Origin of the sequence: Roseobacter sp. HKCC-CH-9208, assembly GCF_037805125.1 — a bacterium.
GTDB lineage: Bacteria > Pseudomonadota > Alphaproteobacteria > Rhodobacterales > Rhodobacteraceae > M30B80.
Genome location: NZ_JBBLYK010000001.1, coordinates 387,002 through 411,841 on the forward strand (window position 1 = coordinate 387,002; position 24,840 = coordinate 411,841).

Consider the following 24,840-nt stretch of genomic DNA (forward strand, 5'->3'; position numbering starts at 1 on the left):
TTCCACTTTAGCTTGCCGCATCGGATAGCATCCGCGCAAGCCGTGCTTTTTCGTTGAAATCCCCGCGCGCATTCAGCGCCTCGGCCAAGCCCTGCAATGCTGCGATATTGTGTCCCGCGCGGAACATATCAACATGAGGCAAAATGGCACGAATGCCTGCAGCCTTTGGCGCAAACCCCTCCCAACGCAAAAGCGGGTTAATCCAGATCAGCCGCTTAGACGACAGGCTAAGACGCTGCATCGCGCTCGATAACAGTTCGGGATCATCCCGATCCAGACCATCGGTGATCAAAAGAACAATCGCGCCCTGCCCCATTACACGGCGCGACCAATCGCGGTTAAAGCGGTCGATGCAATACCCAATGCGCGTGCCGCCCTCCCAATCTTGCGCCTCCGCCCCCGCAGCGGCCAGCGCCGCATCCACATCGCGCCCACGCAAGTGGCGGGTGATATTGGTGAGCCGCGTTCCAAAGGTGAACCCATAGACCTTTGACCAACCCGCCCCTTTCGCGTTTGAGAGCGCGTGCAGAAAATGCAAAACCGCCCGGCTATAGGCTGACATCGACCCTGAGATATCGCAAAGACAAATCAAGGCAGGCATCCTTTCGCGCCGCGCCTTGCGCGCGAAGCCTTGCATTTCGCCCCCGTAGCGCATGGCTTGGCGGAGGCTTCTGCGCCAATCGGGCTGTGTGCCATTGGCATCTGCGGCATAGCGTCGGGTCAATAGCGGTGGCACAGGCAGGGTCAACCGCGCCAAAATGCGCCGCGCCTCGGCCATTTCAGCCACGGACATTTGTTCAAAATCAAGACTGCGCAAGCGTTCTTCACGGCTCATCGTTAAGCTTGCGTCAATTTCGATTTCCGTGTCCTGAGGGCGATCTTCGCCTATTATGTCATGGGCCTCAGGCGTGATTCCGTCCAGCAAACTTTCTGCGGCGCGCTTTTCGGCTGGTTTGGCTTGGCGTTCCTCCGCCACGCCGTGAATAGCGGGCAGCATCAAGGACATCATATGCTCCATATAACGCGGGTCTCGCCAATAGAGGCGGAAGATCTGCGCAAAAATTGGCAAATGTTCGGGCCGCGTGCAAAAACAGGCACGCGTTGCATAGAAAAACGTATCCCGATCCGTAAAACCAACACTGGCCAAGGCGCGCGCCGCATCCATCACACGCCCTGACCCCGCAGGCAGCCCCGCCACGCGCAAGGCGCGCGCAAAATGCGCAAGGTTGCGCAAAAGCTGCGGATTGTCGGGCAGGTCAAGAGGGGCGTATTCCATAGCGCCCTAGCCCAAATCGGCGCGGATTTCGTCCAAGATACGCTTGGCCTCAGACCCTTGCAGCCGCGCGATATCGTCTTGATATTTCAAAATCGCGCCAAGCGTATCTGCAATCACCTCAGGCGATAATTCGATCACATCAAGCGCAAGCAGACATTTCGCCCAATCAATTGTTTCTGCGACACCTGGCTTTTTGAATAGATCTTCGCTGCGTAGGCGCTGCACAAAGGCCACGACCTCGCGCGAGAGTGTATCTGCCGCCTGTGGCACACGGGCGCGCAAAATCGCCATCTCGCGGGTGATGTCGGGATAGTCGACCCAATGATAGAGGCACCGCCGTTTTAGTGCATCATGCACCTCGCGGGTGCGGTTTGATGTCAAGATGACGATGGGCGGCTCTGGGGCTTTGATCTGGCCAAGCTCGGGGATTGTGACCTGAAAATCTGACAGCGCCTCAAGGAGGAACGCCTCAAAAGGTTCATCTGTTCGGTCAATCTCGTCAATCAGCAAAACAGGCGCGCCTTCGGGATGAGGGCGCATGGCTTGCAACAATGGCCGTTCGATCAAATAATCTTGCGAGAACAAGTCAGCGGTCAAGCTTGCGCGATCTGCACTACCCACTGCCTCGCTTGCGCGGATGGTAACCATCTGTGCGGCAAAATTCCATTCATAGACGGCAGAGGCCGCATCAAGCCCCTCATAGCATTGCAGACGGATCAGGCGGCGGCCCAACATTGCGGCAATAGATTTGGCAATTTCTGTTTTCCCTGTACCCGCCTCGCCTTCCAGAAACAACGGCCGCCCGAGGCTGAGGGCAAGATAGGCAACCGTGCCCAACGATTTGCCGCAGATATAACCTTCAGCGCTTAACCCTGTGCGCAATGCATCAATTGATGGGGGAATTGCCGTTTGGTGTGATGACCCGCGCATGCTGCCTCCCGCAATGTGTCGCCCCTATCAACGCCAGAGAATAGCCTGCGGTCAAGCCTGTGCAAAATCCTTTTGTTTCGCCCTGCTCGGCTGCTAGGATCTCAAAAGGTTACCGACACAAAAGAAGCAGCAGCTAGAGCAGCAGGATGTACCCCCACCGATAGCGCGCTTAGCTCTTGGCAAGGCTGCGGGAATTTTGTAGCGCAAGGGGCATGACATACACCCTGACCCTTCGCCGCCCTGATGATTGGCATTTGCACCTGCGCGATGGTGCGATGTTGCGCGCCGTATTGCCCGAAACCGCCCGCCATTTTGGTCGCTCAATCATCATGCCAAACCTTGTGCCGCCCGTGGTCACGGGGGACGATGCCCGCGCCTATCGCGACCGTATTTTGGCGGCCCTGCCCGATGGCATGACCTTCACGCCATTGATGACATTGTACCTAACCGAAGGCACAGATCCCAACGATCTGGCCTCTGCGCATGCGGCAGGGCTGATCACGGCGGTGAAGCTTTACCCTGCAGGGGCGACCACAAACTCCGCCTCAGGCGTGCGCGACATCGCCAATGTGCGCGCCGTTTTGGAAAAGATGGCGGAGATTGGCCTGCCTCTGTGCATCCATGGCGAGGTCACGCGCCATGATGTCGATATTTTCGACCGCGAAAAAGTGTTTCTAGACACGGTTCTTGACCCGCTGCGCCGTGATATTCCTGAACTCAAAGTGACGCTTGAACATGTCACCACAAGCGATGGGATCGACTATGTGCGCGAAGCAAGCGGCGATATTGCGGCCACCATCACAACGCATCACCTGATGATCAACCGCAATCACATCTTGGTGGGCGGGATCAAGCCGCATTACTACTGCCTGCCCGTGGCCAAACGCGCGACCCATCAAGAGGCGCTGCGCAAAGCCGCCATTTCGGGAAATCCGCGCTTCTTCCTTGGCACGGACAGCGCCCCCCATACCGACCCTAATAAAGAAAGCGCCTGTGGCTGTGCGGGATGTTTCACCGCAACCAACACCATGGGCTGCCTCGCCCATGTGTTCGAGGAAGAAGGCGCGCTTGGTAAACTTGAGGGCTTCGCCTCGCTATTTGGCCCAGCGCGCTATGGTCTGGCCCCGAATGACACGACGATCACCTTGGTCAAGGAAGACACCCCTGTGACCTATCCCGCGAAAATCGAGACAGCAGATGGGCCTGTCACTGTCTTTGACCCAGGCCATCCGCTGTTTTGGCGGGTTCTCGACCAATAAAGGAGCCATGCCATGATCCCAACAAGCTATCCCGATCAGGCGCAGATTGCGAAAATGTCAGCACGGATGTTGCTGGATATTGGCGCGGTGCATTTCAACGCGGACGAGCCCTATACCCATGCCTCAGGCAAACGTGCGCCCACCTATATTGACTGTCGGCGGATTATTTCCTTCCCGCGCGTGCGCGCCACATTGATGGATTTTCTGACCTGCACAGTCATGCGCAATGCGGGGCTTGAGGCCTTTAACAATATCGCAGGCGGCGAGACGGCAGGCATTCCTTTTGCCGCATTCGTGGCGGAGCGTATGGCCCTCCCCATGAGCTATGTGCGCAAAAAGCCCAAAGGGTATGGCAAAAACGCCCGTATCGAGGGGGCAATGGATGCAGGTGACCGCGTGCTCTTAGTGGAAGATTTGACCACGGATGGTGGCTCGAAGCTGAGCTTTGTGGATGCAATCCGCGAGACAGGCGCAAGCTGTGCTCACACGGCGGTTGTGTTCTATTACGGCATTTTCGAGGACACGATCCCGCGGTTGCGGGAGCACGGGGTTGAATTGCATTGGCTATGCACTTGGGCCGATGTGATTGCCGAGGCACGCACAGGCAACGACTTTGACGCAAACACGCTTGAGCAGGTCGAACATTTCCTGCGCGACCCCGAAGGATGGCGCGCCGCGCGGGGATTCGCCTAAGCCCCATAGCACAGGTCCTAATACGGCCCAGAATTGACGCGACCCCCGTTGCCCGATCCATCAAGCAAAGCAAAGGCCCGAAAAAAATTCCGGCCGCCTTGCCTTATGTGGTAAGGTTTGCAAAGGGGCCACCCATATCTTGGGGGTATTATCGGGGATCAACATATCCACAGGATATCCAGATTGACGCTGCGTCATACGCAGCATACCGCAGGTAGGGTGTGATTTGTCGGGGGAGTAATCATGAGCGAGATAGCCAATCTCAATGCCAAAGCATTGCGCAAGTCAGGCGATGTTGATCCCGACACGGACGCAACCGCCCTCTCCCCTCTGCCGCATAACATCGAAGCCGAACAGCAATTATTGGGCGCGATTTTGGCGTCAAATGACGTCATTGATCGCCTGCAAGACCTGATTGAACCTGCGCATTTCTATGACCCCGTGCATGGCGCTATTTTCGAAGTTGCACGGGCGCGCATCCTGAAGGGGCAGCAAACAGACGCCACCACCTTGAAAAACTTTATGGCCGAACATGAAGGTCTGCGCGCCCTTGGGGGGGCCGAATATCTGTTGAAATTGCAGCTTTCGGCCATCGCCACATCGGCCGCGCGTGACTACGCCCAGCTGATCCATGATCTGGCTGTGCGCCGCAATCTGATTGATTTGGGCAAATCCATTTCAGATCGCGCGCAATCGATGCGCGAAGATGTCTCGCCCGATGAGCAGATCGTTCAGGCCGAGTCCGATTTGTTCCAACTAGCCTCAACGGGCAGCACCTCACGCGGGTTTCAATCATTCTTGCGCGCGCTGCATGATGCGGTGGAAATGGCCAATGCAGCCTATAATCGGTCGGGCGGTTTGGCGGGCCTTTCTACGGGCTTGGCTGATCTGGATAAGATGTTGGGCGGTTTGCACCATTCTGACCTTTTGATCCTTGCGGGGCGCCCCTCGATGGGGAAAACCTCGCTTGCCACCAATATCGCCTTTAACGTGGCGCGTGCCTTTAAGCGGGGTCTCAAGGATGACGGCACAGAGGGCACGATTGATGGCGGCGTGGTCGGTTTTTTCAGCCTTGAGATGTCTGCCGCGCAATTGGCGCAGCGGGTTCTGTCAGAGGCGGCCGAGGTGCCATCGGAACTGATCCGCAAAGGCGACTTGAACGAGCAAGAATTCCAACGCTATCTGATCGCGGCGCAGGATTTGCAAAATTGCCCGCTATATATTGACGACACCCCTGCGCTGCCGATTGCTCAGGTTGCCGCCCGCGCGCGCCGCCTCAAGCGCAGCCCGCAGGGGTTGGATTTGTTGATCATCGACTATTTGCAATTGTTGCGGGGCAATGGCCGCAATGAAAACCGCGTGAATGAAATTTCGGAAATCACCCAAGGCCTCAAGGCGATTGCGAAGGAATTGGATATCCCTGTGATCGCGCTGTCGCAGCTGTCGCGTCAGGTCGAAAACCGCGATGATAAGCGCCCCCAATTGTCAGACCTTCGGGAATCTGGATCAATCGAGCAAGATGCCGATGTGGTGATGTTCGTCTATCGCGGCGAATATTACAAAGAGCGCGAAAAGCCCGGCGAAGAAAATCTCGAGGCCATGGCAAAATGGCAGCAGGACATGGACGCGCTTCATGGCAAGGCCGAGGTGATCATCGGCAAGCAGCGTCACGGGCCTGTTGGCACGGTTGAGCTGAGCTTTGAGGGGCGCTTCACCAAATTTGGCAATCTCGTCAAACCATGGCAGCAAGGCGCGGACGGGTTCAACTAAGGCGCGCATTCGTGCCATGATCCGTTGGAATTTCGGGCAAAACCCGCCTTGCCCCTTGACGGGTTCCGATGAAAACGGGACAGAAGGCGCATGGCATCTGGAAAGCTTCATATTGATCTGGGCGCGATTGTCGCCAATTGGCACGCCCTTGACGGCCTGACCAACGCGAAAACGGCCGCGGTGGTGAAGGCAGACAGCTATGGCTTGGGTGCAGGGCGCGTGGCCCCTGCCTTGGCCCGCGCAGGCGCTGACACATTCTTTGTGGCAATTGCCGAAGAGGGCGCGGCACTGCGTGCCGCCCTCACGGAGGCGGGTTTCCCGCACGCCTGCATTTTCGTCTTTTCGGGTCATATGGCGGGTGATGGCGCGCTGTTGCGGGATCACAATTTGATCCCGCTTCTGAATTCGGCCGATCAATTCCGCTGCCACCGCGATGCGGGCGACCTGCCCTATGGAATTCAGCTTGATACAGGCATGAACCGCCTTGGCATGGAGGCGGCTGATTGGGCCGCCTTGCGCGATGAGGCCGAGCGCGGGCCCTGCCAGTTGATCATGAGCCATCTGGCCTGCGCTGATGAGCCTGATCATCAAGAAAATCCTGCGCAATTGGCTAATTTTCGCGCCATGACCGATGGCACGCATCACCCCCGTTCCCTCTCTGCTACGGGCGGCGTTCTTTTGGGTGAGGCTTATCATTTTGATCTCACACGACCTGGAATCGGGCTTTATGGCGGGCTGCCCTTTGCGGATGCGATCCCCGTGGTGCGTCTCTCCCTGCCTGTCGTCCAAGTGCGGCAAGTCGAGCTGGGCGAGTTTGTGGGCTATGGCGCGGGCTATCGCCCCAACAGCCCCCGCCAGATCGCAACCGTGGCCGCAGGATATGCCGATGGGTTGATCCGCGCGATGACGGGCAAAGCCGCAGTCTATGCAGGTGACACGCCCTGCCCCCTTGCGGGGCGCGTGTCGATGGATTTGATGGGGGTGGATGTCAGTGGGCTTGGGTCAGATGTGCCAGATCACTTAGACATCCTCTGCCCCGCACAAGGCGTGGATCAACTGGCGGATCATGCGGGCACGATCGGCTATGAAATCCTCACCTCGCTTGGCGCGCGCTATCAGCGTCACTATCAAGGGGGTTAGGGATGGCTGCAATCATTCTTGCACCGCTTGCCACGATTGGCCGCTCGGTTATGGAACTGTTGGCGGGTGTGGGGCGCGTCAGCATCTATGCAGGCGCGACTGTCTCGCACCTGTTTCGTCCGCCATTTTACCCGCGCGAGTTCCTGATCCAACTGATGCAAATTGGGTTTTTATCTCTGCCTGTGGTCGGACTGACCGCCCTGTTTACGGGCGGGGCCTTGGCGCTGCAAATCTATTCGGGCGGCGCGCGATTTAATGCCGAGGCGGTTGTGCCCTCGATTGTGGCCATTGGCATGGTGCGCGAACTTGGGCCTGTTTTGGGTGGCCTCATGGTTGCGGGCCGCGTGGCGGCTGCGATTGCCGCCGAGATTGGCACGATGAAAGTGACCGAACAGATTGATGCATTGGTCACGCTTTCGACCAACCCGCTCAAATATCTGACCCTACCCCGGGTCTTGGCCGCAACCCTGTCTTTGCCCCTTTTGGTGGCGATTGGGGACAGTATCGGGATTTTCGGCGGCTATTTGGTGGGAACAACGCGGCTTGGGTTCAACGCGGCAAATTACATTCAGAACACTGTTGATTTTCTGGAACCTTGGGATGTCATCTCGGGCATGATCAAGGGCGCGGTGTTTGGCTTTATTGTCGCCATGATGGGCTGCTATCATGGGATGAATTCAGGCAAAGGGGCCGCCGGTGTGGGCCGCGCCACAACCAATGCGGTGGTCTCGGCTTCTATCCTGATCTTGGCGTCAAACTACATTCTGACAGAGGTGTTTTTCAGCGCATGATTACCCTGTCCGATGTTCATAAATCCTTTGGCCCCAAGCAGGTCTTGCGCGGCGTGAACCTTGAGGTTCCCAAAGGCGAAAGCATAGTCATTATTGGCGGCTCTGGCACGGGCAAATCGGTTTTGCTGAAATCAGTTTTGGGCCTTGTGCGCCATGACAGTGGGATGATCCTGCTTGATGGCGAGGACGTCACCCGCGCCGCGCGTGACCCGTTTTTGGCGCGCTTTGGGATGCTGTTCCAAGGTGCCGCTCTGTTTGACAGTCTGCCCGTATGGCAGAACGTGGCCTTTCGTCTGATGCGTGGCCATCTTAAGCGGCCAAAATCAGAGGCGCGCGAGATCGCGATTGAAAAATTGCGCCGAGTGGGGCTGAAGCCCGATGTCGCTGACCTTTACCCGTCTGAATTGTCAGGGGGCATGCAAAAGCGCGTAGGCCTCGCCCGCGCCATTGCGGCGGACCCTGAAATTATCTTTTTTGACGAGCCAACCACAGGGCTTGATCCGATCATGTCGGGCGTGATCAATGATTTGATCCGCGAAATCGTGGTTGAGATGGGCGCAACCGCCATGACCATCACCCATGATATGTCCTCCGTGCGCGCGATTGCCGATAAAATCGCCATGCTGCATGACGGGGTGATCCAATGGACAGGTCCCGTGGCCGATATGGATAGCGCCGATGACCCCTATTTGCGGCAGTTTATCACAGGCTCGGCCGATGGCCCGATTGAAGCGGTGCGCTAAGGCGCAGCATACTCTGGCCAAAGCGCGCGACCCGCGCTAATCCTGTGCCATGGCAAAACCTATAACCCAATTCATCTGCGGCCAATGCGGCACGGTTCACAAAAAATGGATCGGGCGTTGCGATGGCTGTGGCGAATGGAACATGATTGTTGAGGAGGCCCCGCTTTCGGCAGGCCCCGCCAAATCGGGCTTGGGTGCAGGCAAAGGGCGCAAAATGGCGCTCATGGATTTGGCCAGCCAAGAGGCCCCGCCACCGCGCCACCCTTCAGGCTTGGCGGAATTGGATCGTGTTCTTGGGGGCGGGCTTGTGCCTGCCTCTGCCCTGCTCTTGGGGGGGGATCCGGGTATCGGGAAATCAACCCTATTGTTGCAGGCTGCGGCCAGTTTCGCGGCCAAGGGCCTGTCGGTTGTTTATGTCTCAGGCGAGGAGGCCAGCGCACAGGTGCGCATGCGCGCGCAACGTCTGGGTTTGGGCGCAGCCCCGATGGCCTTGGCTGCGGAAACCAATTTGCGTGATATTCTGACCACTTTGGACGAAACCCGCCCCGATTTTGTGATCATCGATTCCATCCAAACCATGTGGCTTGACACAGTCGACAGCGCTCCTGGATCTGTCAGCCAAGTGCGCGCCGCGGCACATGAATTGGTTACCTTCGCCAAACGGCGTGGGGTGAGCGTGATCTTGGTGGGTCATGTCACCAAAGATGGCCAAATTGCAGGGCCGCGCGTGGTCGAACATATGGTCGATTGCGTCCTTTATTTTGAGGGCGAACGCGGGCACCAATTCCGCATTCTGCGCTCGGTCAAAAATCGCTTTGGCCCTGCGGGTGAGATTGGTGTTTTCGAGATGACAGGCGCGGGCCTTTCCGAGGTTGCGAACCCTTCTGCTCTCTTTCTTTCAGAGAATGAAACCACCTCACCTGGATCGGCGGTCTTTGCAGGCATTGAGGGCACAAGACCCGTCTTGGTCGAAATCCAAGCCTTGGTCGCCCCCTCCCCGCTTGGTCAACCCCGCCGTGCGGTTGTGGGTTGGGACAGCGCACGGCTTGCCATGATCTTGGCGGTGCTTGAGGCCCGTGTGGGGATCGCCTTTGCGGGGCTTGATGTTTATCTCAACATCGCAGGCGGGTTGCGGATCAGTGAACCTGCAGCTGATCTGGCGGTTGCCGCCGCCTTGCTGAGCGCGCGCGAAGATGCGGCGCTGCCACAAGGGTCGGTGATTTTTGGCGAATTAAGCCTATCTGGCGCGCTTCGGCCCGTGGCACAGGCGGAAAACAGGTTGAAAGAAGCGCAAAAACTTGGTTTCTCGACTGTGATCGCGCCAGAGGGCTGCAATTTTGGCTCGGTCGGGGGTGTTAAGCTGATGCAAATGGCGGATATGACGCGATTTGTGGGCGATATATTCGGCGCGGGCTAGCGCCAAAATAAGTTAGGGAGCGGGCGATGGATGGGTTCACGATGATTGACGGCATTGCAGGCGGGGTGATTTTCATCTCGGCCATCTTGGCCTATTCGCGCGGCTTTGTGCGTGAGGTCATGTCAATCTTGGGCTGGATCGCCGCGGCCATCGTGGCCTATTGGGCCGCGCCAGAAGTGCGCCCGCTGATCTCGGAAATCCCCTATATCGGGCCATATGTCGATGACAGTTGCGAATTGGGCATGATCTTGGGCTTTTCGGCAGCCTTTGCTGTGACGCTGATCGTTGTCTCGCTCTTCTCGCCGCTGTTTTCCTCATTCATCCAGAAAACCAAACTGGGCGGGTTTGATGCGGGCGCGGGTCTCTTCTTTGGCGTGCTGCGCGGTGTGGCCTTGGTGGCGGTGGCCTTGGTCGCCTATGACCGACTGGCCGGCAGCGATCCTGCGGCGGCAGTCGTGAACAGCCAAACCGCACAAATCTTTGCCTCGCTGACCACGCAGATCGACAGCGAAATCCCAAGCGATGCGCCGGGTTGGTTGATTGGTCGCTATGAGGGGCTGACCGCAGGATGCGTGGCCCCTGCCGCAGGCGACGCGCAAAGCGCGCGCGCACTCCTATCCGTGCCCGCAGCGTAAGTGCATGTCCGCGCGGCGTGGCTGTAAAATTATACGTGAATTTCGAGCGCAGATTGTGACGCATTCATGACAGCTAACAGGTGACAGCGCCGCGCCTTTGTCCTAGGTAAGGCGTGCAACCGACTCGCCCATTTCCGTAGCTTTCGGCTATGATCGCAGGCAGGAGCCCGCCGATGCCCAGCAATTTCGCGTCCCCGCGCACCGCAGATTTCCCCGCCCATCCCTTTGATCCCCTCTCTGATGATAAGCTGCGTGAAGAATGCGGCGTCTTCGGTGTGATCGGTGTGGCAGATGCCGCGAATTTTGTGGCCCTTGGCCTGCACGCGCTGCAACATCGCGGCCAAGAGGCGGGTGGGATCGTCAGCTATAACCCTGCAGAAGGGTTCAACTCGGCCCGCCGTTTCGGGTATGTGCGCGATAATTTCACCAATGCCAGCGTTATGGACACGCTGCCCGGTGCGCTTGCCATCGGCCATGTGCGTTATTCCACGGCAGGCAATAAGGGCAATACGGCAATCCGTGATGTGCAGCCCTTTTTTGGCGAATTCGCCATGGGTGGGGCCGCGATTGCGCATAATGGGAATATCGTCAACGCCGATGAACTGCGCCGCGAATTGATTGAACGCGGGTCGATCTTCCAATCCTCATCGGACAGTGAGTGCATCATTCACCTGATGGCGCGCAGCTATCAGAAAAATATCCCCGAGCGTATGAAAGACGCGCTGCGCCGCGTAGAGGGCGCGTTTTCGGTTGTGGCCATGACGCGCACAAAATTGATGGGTGTGCGCGACCCGCTTGGGGTGCGCCCCTTGGTGTTGGGCAAGATCGGCGATGGTTACGCACTTTCCTCCGAAACCTGTGCGCTTGATATCATCGGCGCCGAATTCGTGCGCGAGATCAAGCCCGGTGAGATGGTCGTCATCACCGCGCAGGGCATCGAAAGCTATATGCCCTTCGAGCAGCGCAAATCGCGCTTTTGCATCTTCGAACATGTCTATTTCTCGCGCCCCGATAGTATTTTGGGCGGGCGGTCAGTGTATGAAACGCGTCGCCAGATTGGTGTGGAGTTGGCGCGCGAAGCCCCTGTTGAGGCAGATCTCGTCTGCCCTGTGCCCGATAGTGGCACGCCTGCGGCCATCGGGTTTGCCCATGAAAGCGGCATCCCGTTTGGCATGGGGATCATCCGCAACCAATATATGGGCCGCACCTTTATCGAACCCACCGAACAGATCCGCAATATGGGTGTGCGTCTTAAGCTGAACATCAACCGCGCCTTGATTGAAGGCAAGCGGGTGATCTTGGTGGATGACAGCGTTGTGCGCGGCACCACCTCGCAAAAGATCAAAGAAATGATTTTGGACGCAGGCGCGGCCGAGGTGCATTTCCGCATCGCCTCTCCGCCTACAGCATGGCCTTGTTTTTACGGGGTGGACACGCCACAGCGCGACAAGCTTCTTGCGGCTACGATGAGCGCCGAAGAAATGCGCGCCCATCTGGGTGTGGACAGCCTGCGCTTTATCTCGCTTGATGGGCTTTATCGCGCCGTGGGTGAGGCCAAGGGCCGTGACCCCAAAAACCCCACCTATTGCGATGCCTGTTTCTCAGGCGAATATCCTGTGCGCCCCACAGACCAAATCGCCAAAGGTTTTGCCATGAACGAACCCGCCGCTGCTGAATAAGCGGCACCATGGCACAAAAGAAAAAGGCCGCTCCGAGGAGCGGCCTTTTTCTTTAGATCTTTCATGCAGATCAGCGGATCGCTTTGCGCAAGTTAAACGCACCCGCCACAATCAAAGCGGCCAAAAGCGCCTTGACCACATCACCCGCGATGAAGGGCGCCATCCAACCAGAGAGCAAGGTTGAAGGCTCAACCCCCATGACCAAGGCAGGCCATGCAAGGCCGGGCACATAAATCGCGGCCGAAGCAACCAGTGCCGCAGCAAAGCCAAGGATTGGCTTACGCGCCATGCCACGATCCGCAGCCAAGCCCGCGATATAAGCCATCACAACAAACCCCAGAAGGAAGCCACCGGTCGGCCCAAACATATAGGCCAGACCTGCACCGCCATTGGCGAAAACAGGCAGACCCATCGCGCCCTCAACCAAATAGGCCACAAGCGCCGCAACGCCCAAACGCGCGCCCAAGGCGAAAGCAACGGTCAGGATTGCTAAGGTTTGCAGCGTCATAGGAACAGGGAACATCGGCACCGAGATTTGCGCCGCAATTGCAATCACAAGCGAGCCCGCCAAGACCAATGCCGCTTTTTGCGCAAGGCTTGTGGGGGTGGTCAGGGATTTGGTTAGAAAGTCAGAACGGCTCATGAATCGGGCTCCTCAAAGGTTCTGGAGAATTCGCGTTTAAGCTGTTTTCCGCTTGCAGCACGGCAAAGTCAAGCAAAGAGCACGCAAATTACCCACAGCCACCGCAAATCAGGCGCGGCAAAAAACCCTGCTTGCCAAATCGCTGCTTTCATCCCATGTGGGAGGCATGGAAAAGATTTTGTCAGGTAAAATCGCCCTTGTCACAGGGGCATCGCGCGGAATTGGGGCAGCCTCGGCGGAATGGTTGGCCGCTCGCGGCGCTCATGTCGTTGCCGTTGCCCGCACCACGGGCGCTTTGGAAGAATTGGATGACCGCATCCAAGCCAAAGGCGGGCAAGCCACGCTTGCCCCTATGGATATTACCACCGATGCTGCAATGGCGCATTTGTGCCGTTCAATTTTTGATCGGTGGGGGCGCGCCGATATTTGGGTGCATGCGGCCTTTCACGCAACCGCGCTGACCCCTGCCCCGCATATCACGGAAAAAGACCTTGATCGGGCCATTGGCACCAATATTCGCGCAGTATCGCGTTTGATCACCATGATCGCGCCATTGATTGAGCCGTCTGACGACCCGCATGCCGTGTTCTTTGACGACACATGGGACGCGAAATTCGCAGGCACGTATGGCATGAGCAAGGCCGCCACCCGCGCCTTGGTGCAAAACTGGCAATCCGAGACGGAAAAGCACGGGCCGAACGTGCATCTGTTACACCCAAAGCCCATGCCAACCGCGTTGCGCGCACGGTTTTATCCTGGAGAAGATCGGGAGGGGTTGGCAAAGCCCAGTGGCGAAGCCGAACGGCTGTTGCAACCGATCTTCGGCTAAAAGCCGAAAGTCAGCTAATCTTTATCGTCATCTTCTTCGTCCTCGACCGCAGCCGCTTTGGCCTTGGGGGCAACAGGCGTGGGGCGGGGCGCTTCAACCTCAGGCATTTCTTCGATACGATCTGCCAAGGCCTCGGCGCGGGCGGCAAGCTCGGCCAACCCATCCACCACTTGCGCAGGGATGACCGCCACCTCTGCAGGCGGTTTCGCGGCTTCAAGATCCGCGATTTTCATCTGCGATTTGCGCAAAAGATCCTCGGCTTTGGCCAGCGTCTCTTCCATCGCCTTGATTTTGGTTTGCGCGGCCTCAAGCTCATCGGTTTTGGCAAGGGTTTTATCGGCCAAAAGCAGACCCGCCATCAGCAACATCCGTTCCGCAGGCAACCGACCAATCTGACCCGAGACCACAGAGGCCTCGGTGTCCAACATTTGCGCCGCCGCTTTGAGAAGGGGTTCCTCGCCCTCTTGGCAGGCGACTGGGAAATTACGGCCACCGATGGTAATCGTTACATCAGGCATTACGCGCCCCCTTCTTCGGTCACAGTATCAATCTCGGCCAAAATCTGCGCCAGTTCTTGGGCATCGGCGGCGCGCTGCGCCTTGAACGCACGAATTTCCGCCAAAAGACCAGATTGCAGCAATTCGCGATCAACATTTCCTTCGGGCGCCTCGCGCAACTCTTCCAAGGTCTCTTGCAACCTCGCGATTGTTGCGCGCAATTCGCCCAATGTGCTGTCCGTCATCTGAGCGCCGCGATCCTCAAGCGCATCGCACGCGGCATCACGCTCATCGCGGGCCTCGTTGCGTTCTTCGCGCAAGCGCGCAGCGCGCATCCGCAGGATTTGCACCTCACTCTCGCCCGTGGCTTCGGGTATTGGGGCGGCATCAGATACGGCCTCGGCTTGGGTGGTAGATTGGGCAAGGTCAGATTTCAGCTGCTCAACCTCGGCACGGGCTGCTGCCAATTCGGCCTTGAGCGCATCCCGCGCAGCCTCGGCCTCAGTGGCCCGCAATTCAGCGCCATCCGTGCTGCCCTGCGCCTGAGCCTCCATTGCCTTAAGCCGTGCCGCCAGATCCAATCGCGTACGCTGCTCTAGCGCCAATTCCTCGCGCAGATCAGACAGTTCATCCGAGGACGTGGTGCTGTTTGCAGGGGCGCGGGCCTTTCCCATCGCCGCATCAATCCGCGCAAGCGCAGCTGACAGGCGGGCCTCAAGCTGATCGACTTTCTCAATGGCCAAAGGATCGCTCATTTTGCCTCCCCCAATTGCGGGCGTTTGGATCGCCTCATGAAACATTTACGCGGCAGTCGTATCACGCAGACCATGTCAGATCGCGCGGACCGAATCTGACCCCCTGCGACACATTATGATCCAATTTCGGGAGTTTGGCAGGATTTCTTGATCTAAGGCAACCCTTGCGTCTCTAGCGGCCGACAGCACTTGGGCGTGGGCTTCGGGCTTGAACTTTGGTCACGCCCTGCTAAACCCGTCCGCGTTAACGCTCCCACAAGCACTCCCGCAGCCCTCTTCTAGGACATTGATATGGATCTTTCTGCACTTGCCGCCCGCAATCCTGACCATTGGCGCCGCGCCGCCTGTATCCGCACGCTTGCCCTTGACGGGGTGGCCGCCGCGAATTCGGGCCATTCTGGTATGCCGATGGGGATGGCGGATGTTGCGACCGTGCTGTTTGACAAGCACCTCTCCTTTGACGCATCGGCCCCGAACTGGCCAAATCGCGACCGCTTTATTCTGTCGGCGGGCCATGGCTCGATGCTGATCTATGCGCTGCTATATCTCACAGGTTACAAGCAGATGACATTGGAGCAGATCAAGAATTTCCGTCAGTTGGGCGCCATCACAGCGGGCCATCCTGAATTTGGCCATGTCGAAGGGGTTGAGACGACCACAGGCCCTTTGGGGCAAGGGATTTCCAACGCGGTTGGCTTTGCCATGGCCGAGGAACATCTGCGCGCCACATGGGGCGCAAAGATTATGGATCACTACACCTATTGCATCGCGGGCGATGGCTGCCTGATGGAGGGCATCAGCCAAGAAGCTATCGGTCTTGCGGGACGTCATGAACTCAGCCGCCTGATTGTGCTTTGGGATGACAATAACATCACCATCGATGGCACAGTCGATATGGCCTGCCGTGTGGATCAACGCGCCCGCTTTGCCGCCGCAGGGTGGGATGTGTTTGACTGTGACGGCCATGATGCCGCCGATATCGACCGCGCGATCACGGCCGCCAAGGCAAGCCCGCGCCCCGCAATGGTGGCCTGCAAAACCCATATCGCAATCGGCTCTGCCGCGCAGGACACCCCCAAGGGCCACGGCGCATTGACCGACCCAAAAGTGGTGGCTGATACGAAGGCCGCCTATGGCTGGACGCATGGGGCCTTTGAAATCCCTGCCGATCTCAAAAACTGGTGGGAAGCTGTCGGCGCAAAAGGCGCCACCGCGCGCGACCAATGGGAAGCCCGTCTTGCCGCCCTGCCCGCCGCCAAACAGGCCGAGTTTACCCGCGCCTTTGCAGGCGAGGTTCCCGCGAAATTGGGCAATGCGCTGCGCCGCTATAAAAAATCCCTCGCGGATGAGGCGCCCAAAGTGGCGACCCGCAAGGCCAGTGAAATGGCCCTTGCCGTGATCAACCCGATCATGAAGGAAACCTTGGGCGGCTCTGCGGATTTGACGGGGTCGAACAATACCAAAACGGGCGATATGGGGATTTTCACCCCCGAGAACCGCAAAGGGCGCTATGTCCATTACGGCATCCGCGAGCATGGCATGGCGGCAGCGATGAACGGTATGGCGCTGCATGGGGGCGTGCGCCCGTATGGCGGGACATTCTTTACCTTTACCGATTACGCGCGCCCCTCGATGCGACTTTCCGCTTTGATGGGGATTAACGTGGTCTATGTGATGACCCATGACAGCATCGGCGTTGGCGAGGATGGCCCAACCCACCAACCTGTTGAGCATCTCGCCATGATGCGCGCCACGCCAAATTGCCTTGTGATGCGCCCTGCCGATGCGGTGGAAACCGCGGAATGTTGGGAAATCGCGCTGTCGCAACCAAACCGCCCCAGCGTGTTGGCCCTGACCCGTCAAAACCTGCCCACGTTGCGCAGAAAACATGTCTCGCGCAATTTGGCCGCCCAAGGGGCCTATGTTTTGGCCGAGGCCGAAGGCAAGCGTCAGGTGATCTTGATGGCAACAGGGTCGGAAGTCGAAATTGCCATGGCGGCCCGCGACAAGTTGCAGGCCGAAGGTATCGGAACACGGGTTGTCTCGGTGCCGTCTATGGAACTCTTTGCAGAGCAAGACGAAGCCTATCGCAAGCGCGTTCTACCTGCAGGGCCCGTGCGCATTGCGGTTGAGGCCGCTGTGCGTCAGCCTTGGGATCGCTGGTTGTTGGGCGAGCGTGGTCGTGACGCCAAGGCGGGCTTTGTTGGGATGAACAGCTTTGGCGCTTCTGCCCCTGCTGAAGTTCTCTACGAGCATTTCGGGATCACCGCAGAGGCGGTCGTGGCCGAGGCCAAAGCGCGCCTTTAAGCACAGAACCTAAGAAACAAAATCGGGCGTGTGGGGGCCTCCTACACGCCCTTTTTCTTTGGAAAAAGTGGCAGGATCACCGCAACGAGCGGGATCAAACAGGCCCCGACACCCAAGCCCAAAATACCTGCGCCAAGGGCGAACACCGCCCACTCCACCACTCCGTGGGCCGCGGCCACAGCATCCGCTGCGGCAAGGCTGAGGTGATGCAGCATCTCCTCTGGGGCGGGCCAGCCCAGTTGCGCGGCCCCGTGCAGAAGGATGGCGCCCCCCACCCACAGCATCGCCGCTGTGCCAATTCGGGTGAGCCACAGCAGGAAGCTGGGCATCGCGGCCACGATCCCCCGCCCCAGACGTTGTAAGGCGGGCGCGCGGTCGGTATGCGCCAAATGCAGCCCCACATCATCGGCCTTCACAATCAGGGCGACCGACCCATAGACCAAAGCGGTGATGCCGATCGCCACAAGGGCAAGCGCGAAACCCGCATAAATCAGGCTTGGCGCCTCAAGCGCCGAGAGCGCGATGGTCATGATTTCAGCGGAAAGGATGAAATCTGTTTTGATCGCACCTTTGACACGCGCCTCTTCTAAATGGGCGGGGTCGCTTGCCGCAGGATCGCGCGTCTCGGAATGCGGGCGAAAGGCATGAAGGATCTTTTCTGCCCCCTCATAACACAAATAAGCCCCCCCCATCATCAACAGGGGCGGAATCGCCCAAGGGGCGAATTGCGACAACAGGAGCGCCACAGGCAAAAGGATCACCAATTTATTGACAATCGAGCCGCGCGCGATCTTCCAGACAATCGGCAATTCACGCTCTGGCGAAAACCCTGTGAGATATTTGGGGGTGACGGCCGCGTCATCAATCACCGCGCCTGCGGCCTTTGCCCCCGCTTTGGTTGCTTGTGCCGCGATATCGTCCACGGAGGCCGCCGCAACCTTGGTCAAAGCCGCGACATCATCCAACAGCGCCAATAATCCGCTCATCCACCCCAATCCTTTAGCACCCAACAGCCGCCCTAGCATAGCGGCACAGCATGTTCGCGCAACCGTTCGCGCTAACATCGGATGTTTTCGCTAACATTATGAAAATTCGTCATTTTTTCCTTGGGGATCGGGCGCGGCTTTTGTATGCGGTCAAGCAAGAGCGCAAATCGGATTGGAGACAAGATCATGACCATCACCCTTGGCATCAATGGATTTGGCCGCATCGGGCGGTGCACCCTTGCCCATATCGCAGAGGCGGCACGCAACGATGTGCAAGTGGTCAAAATCAACGCGACTGGCCCGCTTGAGACCAATGCGCATCTTCTAAAATATGACAGCGTGCATGGCCGTTTTGGCGGCGAGGTGCGCCTGACCGAGGACACAATGGATTTAGGCCAAGGCCCGATCAAAGTCTTTTCCACCTACGACCCACAAGAGTTGGATTGGGAGGGCTGCGATGTCGTTCTTGAATGCACAGGCAAGTTCAACAATCGTGACGCGGCCGCAGTCCATTTGACCCGCGGCGCAAAGCGGGTCTTGGTCTCGGCCCCCGCGAAACAAGCCGATAAAACCATCGTCTATGGTGTGAACCACCGCGATCTGCGCGAAGATCATCATGTCGTCTCGAACGGGTCTTGCACCACGAATTGCTTGGCCCCTTTGGCAAAAGTGCTGAATGAGGCGATTGGTATTGAGCGCGGGATCATGACCACGATCCACAGCTACACGGGCGATCAGCCCATGCTAGACCGCCGCCATTCCGATCTTTACCGCGCGCGTGCTGCCGCTATGGCGATGATCCCCACATCAACTGGCGCTGCAAAAGCGCTGAAAGAAGTTCTGCCTGAACTCGAAGGTCGGTTGGATGGCACGGCCATGCGGGTTCCAACCCCGAATGTATCTTGCGTTGATCTGACCTTTGAGGCGGGGCGCGATACATCGGTGGAGGAGGTTAACCAAATCATGCGCGATGCGGCCGAGGGCCATATGCGCAGCGTCCTGGCCTATGACCCAGAACCCAAGGTTTCGATTGATTTCAATCACACCACGCATAGCTCGATTTTTGCGCCAGATCAGACAAAGGTCATCGGTGGGCGCACGGTTCGTGTTTTGGCATGGTATGACAATGAATGGGGATTTTCGGCGCGTATGGCGGATGTCTCTGCTGCCATGGGGCGCCTGATCGCCTAAACCCCCGTCCTAGGTCACGACTTTTTATAAAACCCAGCCATGATGCATGGCAGGGTTTTTGCTTTTTCATCCCCTGAACGGCCTAAACCCAAGTTATAATGCCCCCAACCAGAGATCGAACTCTGCGATTTATAACCCGCGTCCAATGGCGATCGGGGCGATTTCCTCACAAATCCTGTCTCACAAGGCCGCCACAAACAGGTGGGCCGTTCACCACAGCAGAAAGGAAATCCACATGTCTTTTATGAAAACATCGACCTTTGTCGCAGCACTGGCCCTGACCACCGCCCTGCCTTTGGCGGCACAGGCCTCTGGCTATGAGCGTCTGACCGAAGAGCAGCGTGCAAACATTTGATCCATATCCTCGATAAAATGGCGTTCTGGCGCTAGAGATCCCCTTTCCTTTTCGCGGCTAAGGGACTATACCACCCGCAAATGTTACCGCTAACAATGCCATGCTTGGCGCACTGGAGGGGATTATGGCTGTTAAAGTTGCCATTAATGGGTTTGGTCGGATTGGACGCAACGTGCTGCGCGCGATCATCGAGTCGGGCCGCACCGATATTGAGGTGGTCGCAATCAATGATCTGGGGCCTGTTGAAACCAACGCGCATCTTTTGCGTTTTGACAGCGTGCATGGCCGCTTTCCCGCCGAAGTGAAAACAACCGAGACGACCATTGACGTGGGGCGCGGCCCAATTGAGGTCACCGCCATTCGCAACCCCGCTGAATTGCCATGGGGTCACATTGATATCGTCTTGGAATGCACGGGCATTTTCACCGACCGCGACAAGGCCGCCGTGCATCTTGAAAACGGGGCTTCGCGTGTCTTGGTTTCGGCCCCCTCAAAAGGGGCGGATAAGACCATCGTTTACGGGGTCAACCACGGCACATTGACGAAGGATGACATTATCGTCTCGAACGCCTCTTGCACCACGAACTGCCTTAGCCCTGTGGCCTTCGCGATCCACAATGCCATCGGGATTTCGCGCGGCTTTATGACAACGATCCACAGCTACACGGGCGATCAGCCGACCTTGGACACGATGCACAAGGACCTCTATCGCGCCCGCGCCGCCGCGATGAGCATGATCCCAACCTCAACAGGGGCCGCGCGCGCCGTTGGTTTGGTTTTGCCCGAATTGAATGGAAAGCTGGACGGGGTCGCAATCCGCGTGCCGACACCGAATGTCTCGGTTGTTGATCTGACCTTTGAGGCGGCCCGCACCACATCAGTTGAAGAAATCAACGAGGCAGTGATCAAGGCGGCCAATGGACCGCTTAAGGGCATTTTGGGCGTGACGGATCAGCCCAATGTCTCGATGGATTTTAACCATGATCCCCGCTCCTCGATCTTCCATTTGGATCAGACCAAAGTGATGGATGGCAATATGTGCCGCGTTCTGAGTTGGTATGATAACGAATGGGGCTTCTCAAACCGCATGGCCGATACGGCCGTGGCGATAGGAAAACTGATCTAAAGACAAAAAGGCGCGGAACACCGCGCCTTTTTCTTTGCCAAAAAATTGACCTTTGCGCTGGAAAAGTCTAGCGCAAGGATGACTGTATTTCCCAAATATCGGAGGCCGCAAATGGCGTGGAACACCTTGGATGATCTCGATCTTGCGGGCAAAACGGTGCTGACCCGTGTCGACATCAACGTACCGATGGAACATGGCCGCGTCACCGATGCGACACGGATTGAGAAGATCGTCCCCACGATCCGCGACATCCGCGCGAAAGGTGGCCGCGTGGTTCTTTTGGCCCATTTTGGCCGCCCGAAAGGGCGCCCCGTTCCAGAAATGAGCCTAGCGCAACTGACGCCTGCCCTTGAGGCCGCACTGGGGCATGAGGTGATTTTCATCGAAACCCCAAGCCGCGCCGCGATTGAGGCAACCCCCACGTATGCTGTGATCTTGGTTGAGAACACTCGGTTTTCCCCGATGGAGGAGGCAAACGATCCGCAAATGGCGCAATTCCTTGCAGGGCTTGGTGACATTTACTGCAATGACGCTTTTTCAGCGGCGCATCGGGCGCATGCCTCAACCGAAGGGGTCGCGCATTTGCTGCCCTCTTGCGCGGGCCGCCTGATGGCTGCGGAATTGGCCGCATTGGAAGCCGCACTTGGCACCCCTGCCCGCCCTGTTATGGCCGTTGTTGGCGGGGCAAAAGTCTCGACCAAGCTGGATCTTCTGCACAATCTGGTTGGTAAGGTGGATCGCCTCGTAATCGGGGGCGGCATGGCCAATACGTTTTTGGCGGCACAGGGCCATGATGTCGGCGCGTCTTTGTGCGAACATGATCTGGCGCAAACGGCGCGCGACATTTTGGATCACGCAAAAACCACGGGTTGCGCCATCATTTTGCCAAGCGATGTGGTCATTGCCCGCGAATTCAAATCGGGTGCTACGCATGAGGTGGTTGCAAGCACGGCCGTGCCCAAAGATGCGATGATTTTGGATGCAGGCCCGAACAGCGTGGCAGCCATCATTGCCCAGATTGAAACTTCAAAAACCTTGATCTGGAACGGCCCGCTTGGCGCCTTTGAACTTAGCCCCTTTGACGCGGCCACGAACGCGGCCGCACAAGCGGCGGCACAGGCCACCAAAACAGGCCATCTGATTTCTGTCGCAGGCGGCGGGGATACGGTCGCGGCCCTCAATAAATCGGGCGCGGCGGAGCATTTCACCTATATCTCAACCGCAGGCGGCGCCTTCCTTGAATGGATGGAGGGCAAAACCCTCCCAGGTGTTGCGGCGCTGGGGATCTGACCCCCTAAATTTAGTGCTATAAATATCTGACTCTAAATATAAAAAAATCGAATCAGGGGGATTCCCTTTTCGATTGGGATATGCGAATCTGCCCGCACGATATCGGCACAAATTCAAAGAATGCCGAATTGATGAGGCAGTAACGCATGTCGAAGACACGCAAACTTTCCCTTGCGGGGGCAGTTCTTCAGATCACGCTGATTTTGGTCGGTGGGTATTTTGGGCTTGCCGCGATCCAAGGGGACTCGGGCCTGTTCGAGCGCATCCAAATCGAAGCGGAAGCCGATGAGCTGCGTCTCGAATTGGCGGCGTTGCAGGCTGAAACGGCCCATCTTGAAACCCTGACACAACGCATGTCCGACACGTTCCTCGACCTTGACCTTCTGGATGAGCAAGCCCGCGAAATCCTCGGCTATCTGCGCGCGGATGAGATCGTCCTGCGTTAAGGCAAAAAAACCCCCCCAACCGCCGCATTCTGCCTTGCCCCTATGGGATGGGCTTCTTAACACTATGGCGAGATCGGATAAAAACAGGGGAGATCACCATGCGCACCAAAGCAGCCGTAGCCCTAAAAGCGGGCGAACCATTGACCGTGATGGAGGTCGAATTGGACGGCCCGAAGGCGGGCGAGGTCTTGGTGGAAATCAAAGCCACAGGCATTTGTCATACGGATGAATTTACCCGCTCGGGCGCGGACCCTGAGGGGATTTTCCCTGCTATTCTTGGCCATGAAGGTGCAGGCATTGTGGTTGAGGTGGGCGAAGGCGTGACCACCCTGAAACCTGGTGATCATGTGATCCCCCTCTATACGCCTGAATGTCGGCAATGTGCATCCTGCCGCTCAGGCAAGACCAACCTGTGCACCGCCATTCGCAACACCCAAGGTCAAGGGCTGATGCCTGATGGCACAACACGGTTTAAGATGCTCGATGGCACGCCGATTTATCACTATATGGGCTGCTCAACCTTCGCCAATCACACAGTGCTGCCCGAGATCGCCTTGGCCAAAGTGCGCGATGACGCGCCGTTTGACAAAATCTGCTACATTGGCTGCGGCGTGACCACGGGTATTGGCGCGGTGATCAACACCGCAGGGGTCGAGATCGGGTCAACCGCCGCCGTGTTTGGCCTTGGCGGCATCGGCTTGAACGTCATTCAAGGCCTGCGCATGGCGGGTGCAGATATGATCATCGGCGTTGATCTCAATGATGGCAAAGAGGAGATGGCGCGCAAATTCGGCATGACCCATTTCATCAACCCGTCAAAAATCGAAGGCAGCGTTGTGCAGGAGATTGTAAACCTCACCAAGCGCGGCGATGACCAGATCGGTGGCGTGGATTATTCCTTTGACGCCACAGGCAATGTCAAAGTGATGCGCGATGCACTAGAATGCAGCCACCGCGGGTGGGGTGTTTCCGTCATCATCGGTGTTGCCCCCGCAGGGGCCGAGATCAGCACGCGACCCTTCCAACTTGTGACAGGGCGCGTCTGGAAAGGCACGGCCTTTGGCGGCGCGAAAGGGCGCAGAGATGTGCCAAAATTTGTCGATTGGTATATGGATGGTAAGATCGAAATTGATCCGATGATCACCCATAAATTGACACTCGATCAAATCAATGAGGGGTTTGATTTGATGCATGCGGGCAAATCCATCCGCGCAGTGGTAGAATTTTGATGCAGGTGATCAGCGAAAATCGTGCATTTGGCGGCAAGCAACTTGTCGCCAAACACCTGTCAGATGCGTGCAACTGCGAAATGACCTTTGCGGTCTATCTTCCACCGCAGGCCGAAGACGGACCTGTGCCCGTGTTGTATTACCTGTCAGGTCTGACCTGCACACATGAGAATGCCATGACCAAAGCGGGCGCCCAAGCATGGGCGGCAGAGTATGGCATTGCCGTGGTCTTTCCCGACACCAGCCCGCGTGGCGAAGGCGTTGCAAATGACGAGGCCTATGATCTGGGCCAAGGCGCAGGGTTCTATGTCAATGCGACCGAGGCCCCTTGGGCTGCACATTTTAAGATGTGGGATTACATCGCAGAAGAATTTCCTGCCTTGATTGATGCGGAATTCCCCATTGACGGCACCCGCGCAGGCATCACGGGCCATTCAATGGGCGGGCATGGGGCGCTGACGCTTGCCTTGACCTATCCTGATCGGTTCAAAAGCCTTTCTGCCCTTGCACCAATCGCCAACCCGACCCAATCAGATTGGGGGAAAAAGCAGCTTGCCGCTTATTTGGGGCCAGATCAGGGCCAATGGGCCGCGCATGACGCAAGTCTTTTGATGGCCACGCAGGGCTATCCAAGTGACATCTTGATTGACCAAGGCGGCGCAGATCAATTCCTTGAGCTACTACGCCCTGCCAGTTTGGCCCACGCCATGACAGAACGTGCACAGCCCCATGTGATGCGGATGCATGAGGGCTATGATCACAGCTATTTCTTTGTGGCCTCCGTGATCGAAGATCACATTCGCTGGCATGCTGAACGGCTGTGAAAATAGTAGAAATTTGCGCAAAAACCCTT

23 protein-coding genes are annotated in these 24,840 nt (G+C 57.6%); 17 read left to right on the forward strand and 6 right to left on the reverse strand.

Annotated features, from left to right (window positions below):
• Window positions 1–7: 7 nt before the first annotated feature.
• Entirely contained in the window at window positions 8–1,276 is a 1,269-nt protein-coding gene (locus AAC621_RS01955; RefSeq protein WP_340251666.1) for a vWA domain-containing protein, read from the reverse strand.
• Window positions 1,277–1,282: 6 nt separating this feature from the next.
• Complete coding sequence (locus tag AAC621_RS01960; RefSeq protein ID WP_340251668.1) at window positions 1,283–2,206, reverse strand: AAA family ATPase; 924 nt, start codon at window positions 2,204–2,206, stop codon at window positions 1,283–1,285.
• Between the two features lie 212 nt (window positions 2,207–2,418).
• Between AAC621_RS01960 and pyrC the strand changes: the two genes are divergently transcribed.
• The 9 genes from pyrC (at window position 2,419) to purF (ending at window position 12,333) form a co-directional block, all read left to right on the forward strand.
• On the forward strand, window positions 2,419–3,465 hold the full coding sequence (gene pyrC / locus AAC621_RS01965) for a dihydroorotase (protein ID WP_340251670.1): 1,047 nt from the start codon (window positions 2,419–2,421) through the stop codon (window positions 3,463–3,465).
• A 12-nt stretch (window positions 3,466–3,477) separates the two neighbouring features.
• Window positions 3,478–4,158: an orotate phosphoribosyltransferase gene (locus AAC621_RS01970; RefSeq protein ID WP_340251672.1), complete on the forward strand. Its 681-nt coding sequence runs from the start codon at window positions 3,478–3,480 to the stop codon at window positions 4,156–4,158.
• Window positions 4,159–4,401: 243 nt separating this feature from the next.
• Window positions 4,402–5,928: a replicative DNA helicase gene (locus AAC621_RS01975; protein ID WP_340251674.1), complete on the forward strand. Its 1,527-nt coding sequence runs from the start codon at window positions 4,402–4,404 to the stop codon at window positions 5,926–5,928.
• 90 nt (window positions 5,929–6,018) lie between these two features.
• Entirely contained in the window at window positions 6,019–7,068 is a 1,050-nt protein-coding gene (alr, locus tag AAC621_RS01980) for an alanine racemase (protein WP_340251676.1), read from the forward strand.
• Between the two features lie 2 nt (window positions 7,069–7,070).
• On the forward strand, window positions 7,071–7,859 hold the full coding sequence (locus AAC621_RS01985; RefSeq protein WP_340251678.1) for an MlaE family ABC transporter permease: 789 nt from the start codon (window positions 7,071–7,073) through the stop codon (window positions 7,857–7,859).
• Window positions 7,856–8,602, forward strand: a complete 747-nt coding sequence (locus AAC621_RS01990) for an ABC transporter ATP-binding protein (RefSeq protein ID WP_340251680.1) — start codon at window positions 7,856–7,858, stop codon at window positions 8,600–8,602. The genes AAC621_RS01985 and AAC621_RS01990 overlap by 4 nt, the downstream gene beginning before the upstream one ends.
• Window positions 8,603–8,651: 49 nt before the next feature.
• The gene (gene radA, locus AAC621_RS01995; protein WP_340251682.1) at window positions 8,652–10,019 is read left to right on the forward strand and encodes a DNA repair protein RadA; all 1,368 of its coding nucleotides are present in this window, start codon (window positions 8,652–8,654) and stop codon (window positions 10,017–10,019) included.
• A 26-nt stretch (window positions 10,020–10,045) separates the two neighbouring features.
• Complete coding sequence (locus AAC621_RS02000) at window positions 10,046–10,654, forward strand: CvpA family protein (protein WP_340251684.1); 609 nt, start codon at window positions 10,046–10,048, stop codon at window positions 10,652–10,654.
• A gap of 173 nt (window positions 10,655–10,827) precedes the next feature.
• Window positions 10,828–12,333 (forward strand): amidophosphoribosyltransferase, encoded by a 1,506-nt coding sequence (purF, locus tag AAC621_RS02005; RefSeq protein ID WP_340251686.1) that lies wholly within the window; start codon window positions 10,828–10,830, stop codon window positions 12,331–12,333.
• 70 nt (window positions 12,334–12,403) lie between these two features.
• On the opposite strand, the gene AAC621_RS02010 is transcribed toward purF, so the two are convergent.
• Window positions 12,404–12,976: a biotin transporter BioY gene (locus tag AAC621_RS02010; protein ID WP_340251688.1), complete on the reverse strand. Its 573-nt coding sequence runs from the start codon at window positions 12,974–12,976 to the stop codon at window positions 12,404–12,406.
• 166 nt (window positions 12,977–13,142) lie between these two features.
• Between AAC621_RS02010 and AAC621_RS02015 the strand changes: the two genes are divergently transcribed.
• Window positions 13,143–13,805 (forward strand): SDR family NAD(P)-dependent oxidoreductase, encoded by a 663-nt coding sequence (locus tag AAC621_RS02015; RefSeq protein ID WP_340251690.1) that lies wholly within the window; start codon window positions 13,143–13,145, stop codon window positions 13,803–13,805.
• Between the two features lie 14 nt (window positions 13,806–13,819).
• On the opposite strand, the gene AAC621_RS02020 is transcribed toward AAC621_RS02015, so the two are convergent.
• Window positions 13,820–14,323, reverse strand: coding sequence for a cell division protein ZapA (locus AAC621_RS02020; RefSeq protein ID WP_340251692.1), 504 nt, complete (start codon window positions 14,321–14,323; stop codon window positions 13,820–13,822).
• Complete coding sequence (locus tag AAC621_RS02025; RefSeq protein WP_340251694.1) at window positions 14,323–15,057, reverse strand: hypothetical protein; 735 nt, start codon at window positions 15,055–15,057, stop codon at window positions 14,323–14,325. The genes AAC621_RS02020 and AAC621_RS02025 overlap by 1 nt, the downstream gene beginning before the upstream one ends.
• Window positions 15,058–15,348: 291 nt before the next feature.
• Between AAC621_RS02025 and tkt the strand changes: the two genes are divergently transcribed.
• A complete protein-coding gene (gene tkt, locus AAC621_RS02030) occupies window positions 15,349–17,364 on the forward strand; it encodes a transketolase (protein ID WP_340251697.1) in 2,016 nt (671 codons plus the stop codon).
• Window positions 17,365–17,405: 41 nt separating this feature from the next.
• Here tkt and AAC621_RS02035 read toward each other — a convergent pair whose 3' ends face one another.
• Window positions 17,406–18,350 (reverse strand): DUF808 domain-containing protein, encoded by a 945-nt coding sequence (locus AAC621_RS02035; protein ID WP_340251700.1) that lies wholly within the window; start codon window positions 18,348–18,350, stop codon window positions 17,406–17,408.
• 186 nt (window positions 18,351–18,536) lie between these two features.
• On the opposite strand from AAC621_RS02035, the gene gap (AAC621_RS02040) reads away from it, so the two are divergent.
• The 6 genes from gap (AAC621_RS02040) (at window position 18,537) to fghA (ending at window position 24,811) form a co-directional block, all read left to right on the forward strand.
• Window positions 18,537–19,541: a type I glyceraldehyde-3-phosphate dehydrogenase gene (gap, locus tag AAC621_RS02040; protein ID WP_340251703.1), complete on the forward strand. Its 1,005-nt coding sequence runs from the start codon at window positions 18,537–18,539 to the stop codon at window positions 19,539–19,541.
• 479 nt (window positions 19,542–20,020) lie between these two features.
• Complete coding sequence (gap, locus tag AAC621_RS02045) at window positions 20,021–21,022, forward strand: type I glyceraldehyde-3-phosphate dehydrogenase (RefSeq protein ID WP_340251706.1); 1,002 nt, start codon at window positions 20,021–20,023, stop codon at window positions 21,020–21,022.
• Window positions 21,023–21,133: 111 nt separating this feature from the next.
• Window positions 21,134–22,312, forward strand: coding sequence for a phosphoglycerate kinase (locus tag AAC621_RS02050; RefSeq protein ID WP_340251709.1), 1,179 nt, complete (start codon window positions 21,134–21,136; stop codon window positions 22,310–22,312).
• A gap of 146 nt (window positions 22,313–22,458) precedes the next feature.
• Complete coding sequence (locus AAC621_RS02055) at window positions 22,459–22,758, forward strand: FtsB family cell division protein (RefSeq protein ID WP_340251712.1); 300 nt, start codon at window positions 22,459–22,461, stop codon at window positions 22,756–22,758.
• Between the two features lie 98 nt (window positions 22,759–22,856).
• Window positions 22,857–23,987: an S-(hydroxymethyl)glutathione dehydrogenase/class III alcohol dehydrogenase gene (locus AAC621_RS02060; RefSeq protein WP_340251715.1), complete on the forward strand. Its 1,131-nt coding sequence runs from the start codon at window positions 22,857–22,859 to the stop codon at window positions 23,985–23,987.
• Window positions 23,987–24,811 carry an S-formylglutathione hydrolase gene (gene fghA / locus AAC621_RS02065; RefSeq protein WP_340251718.1) on the forward strand — a complete coding sequence of 275 codons (825 nt, stop codon included), beginning with the start codon at window positions 23,987–23,989 and terminating at the stop codon, window positions 24,809–24,811. Before AAC621_RS02060 ends, fghA begins: the two co-directional genes overlap by 1 nt.
• Window positions 24,812–24,840 lie beyond the last annotated feature (29 nt).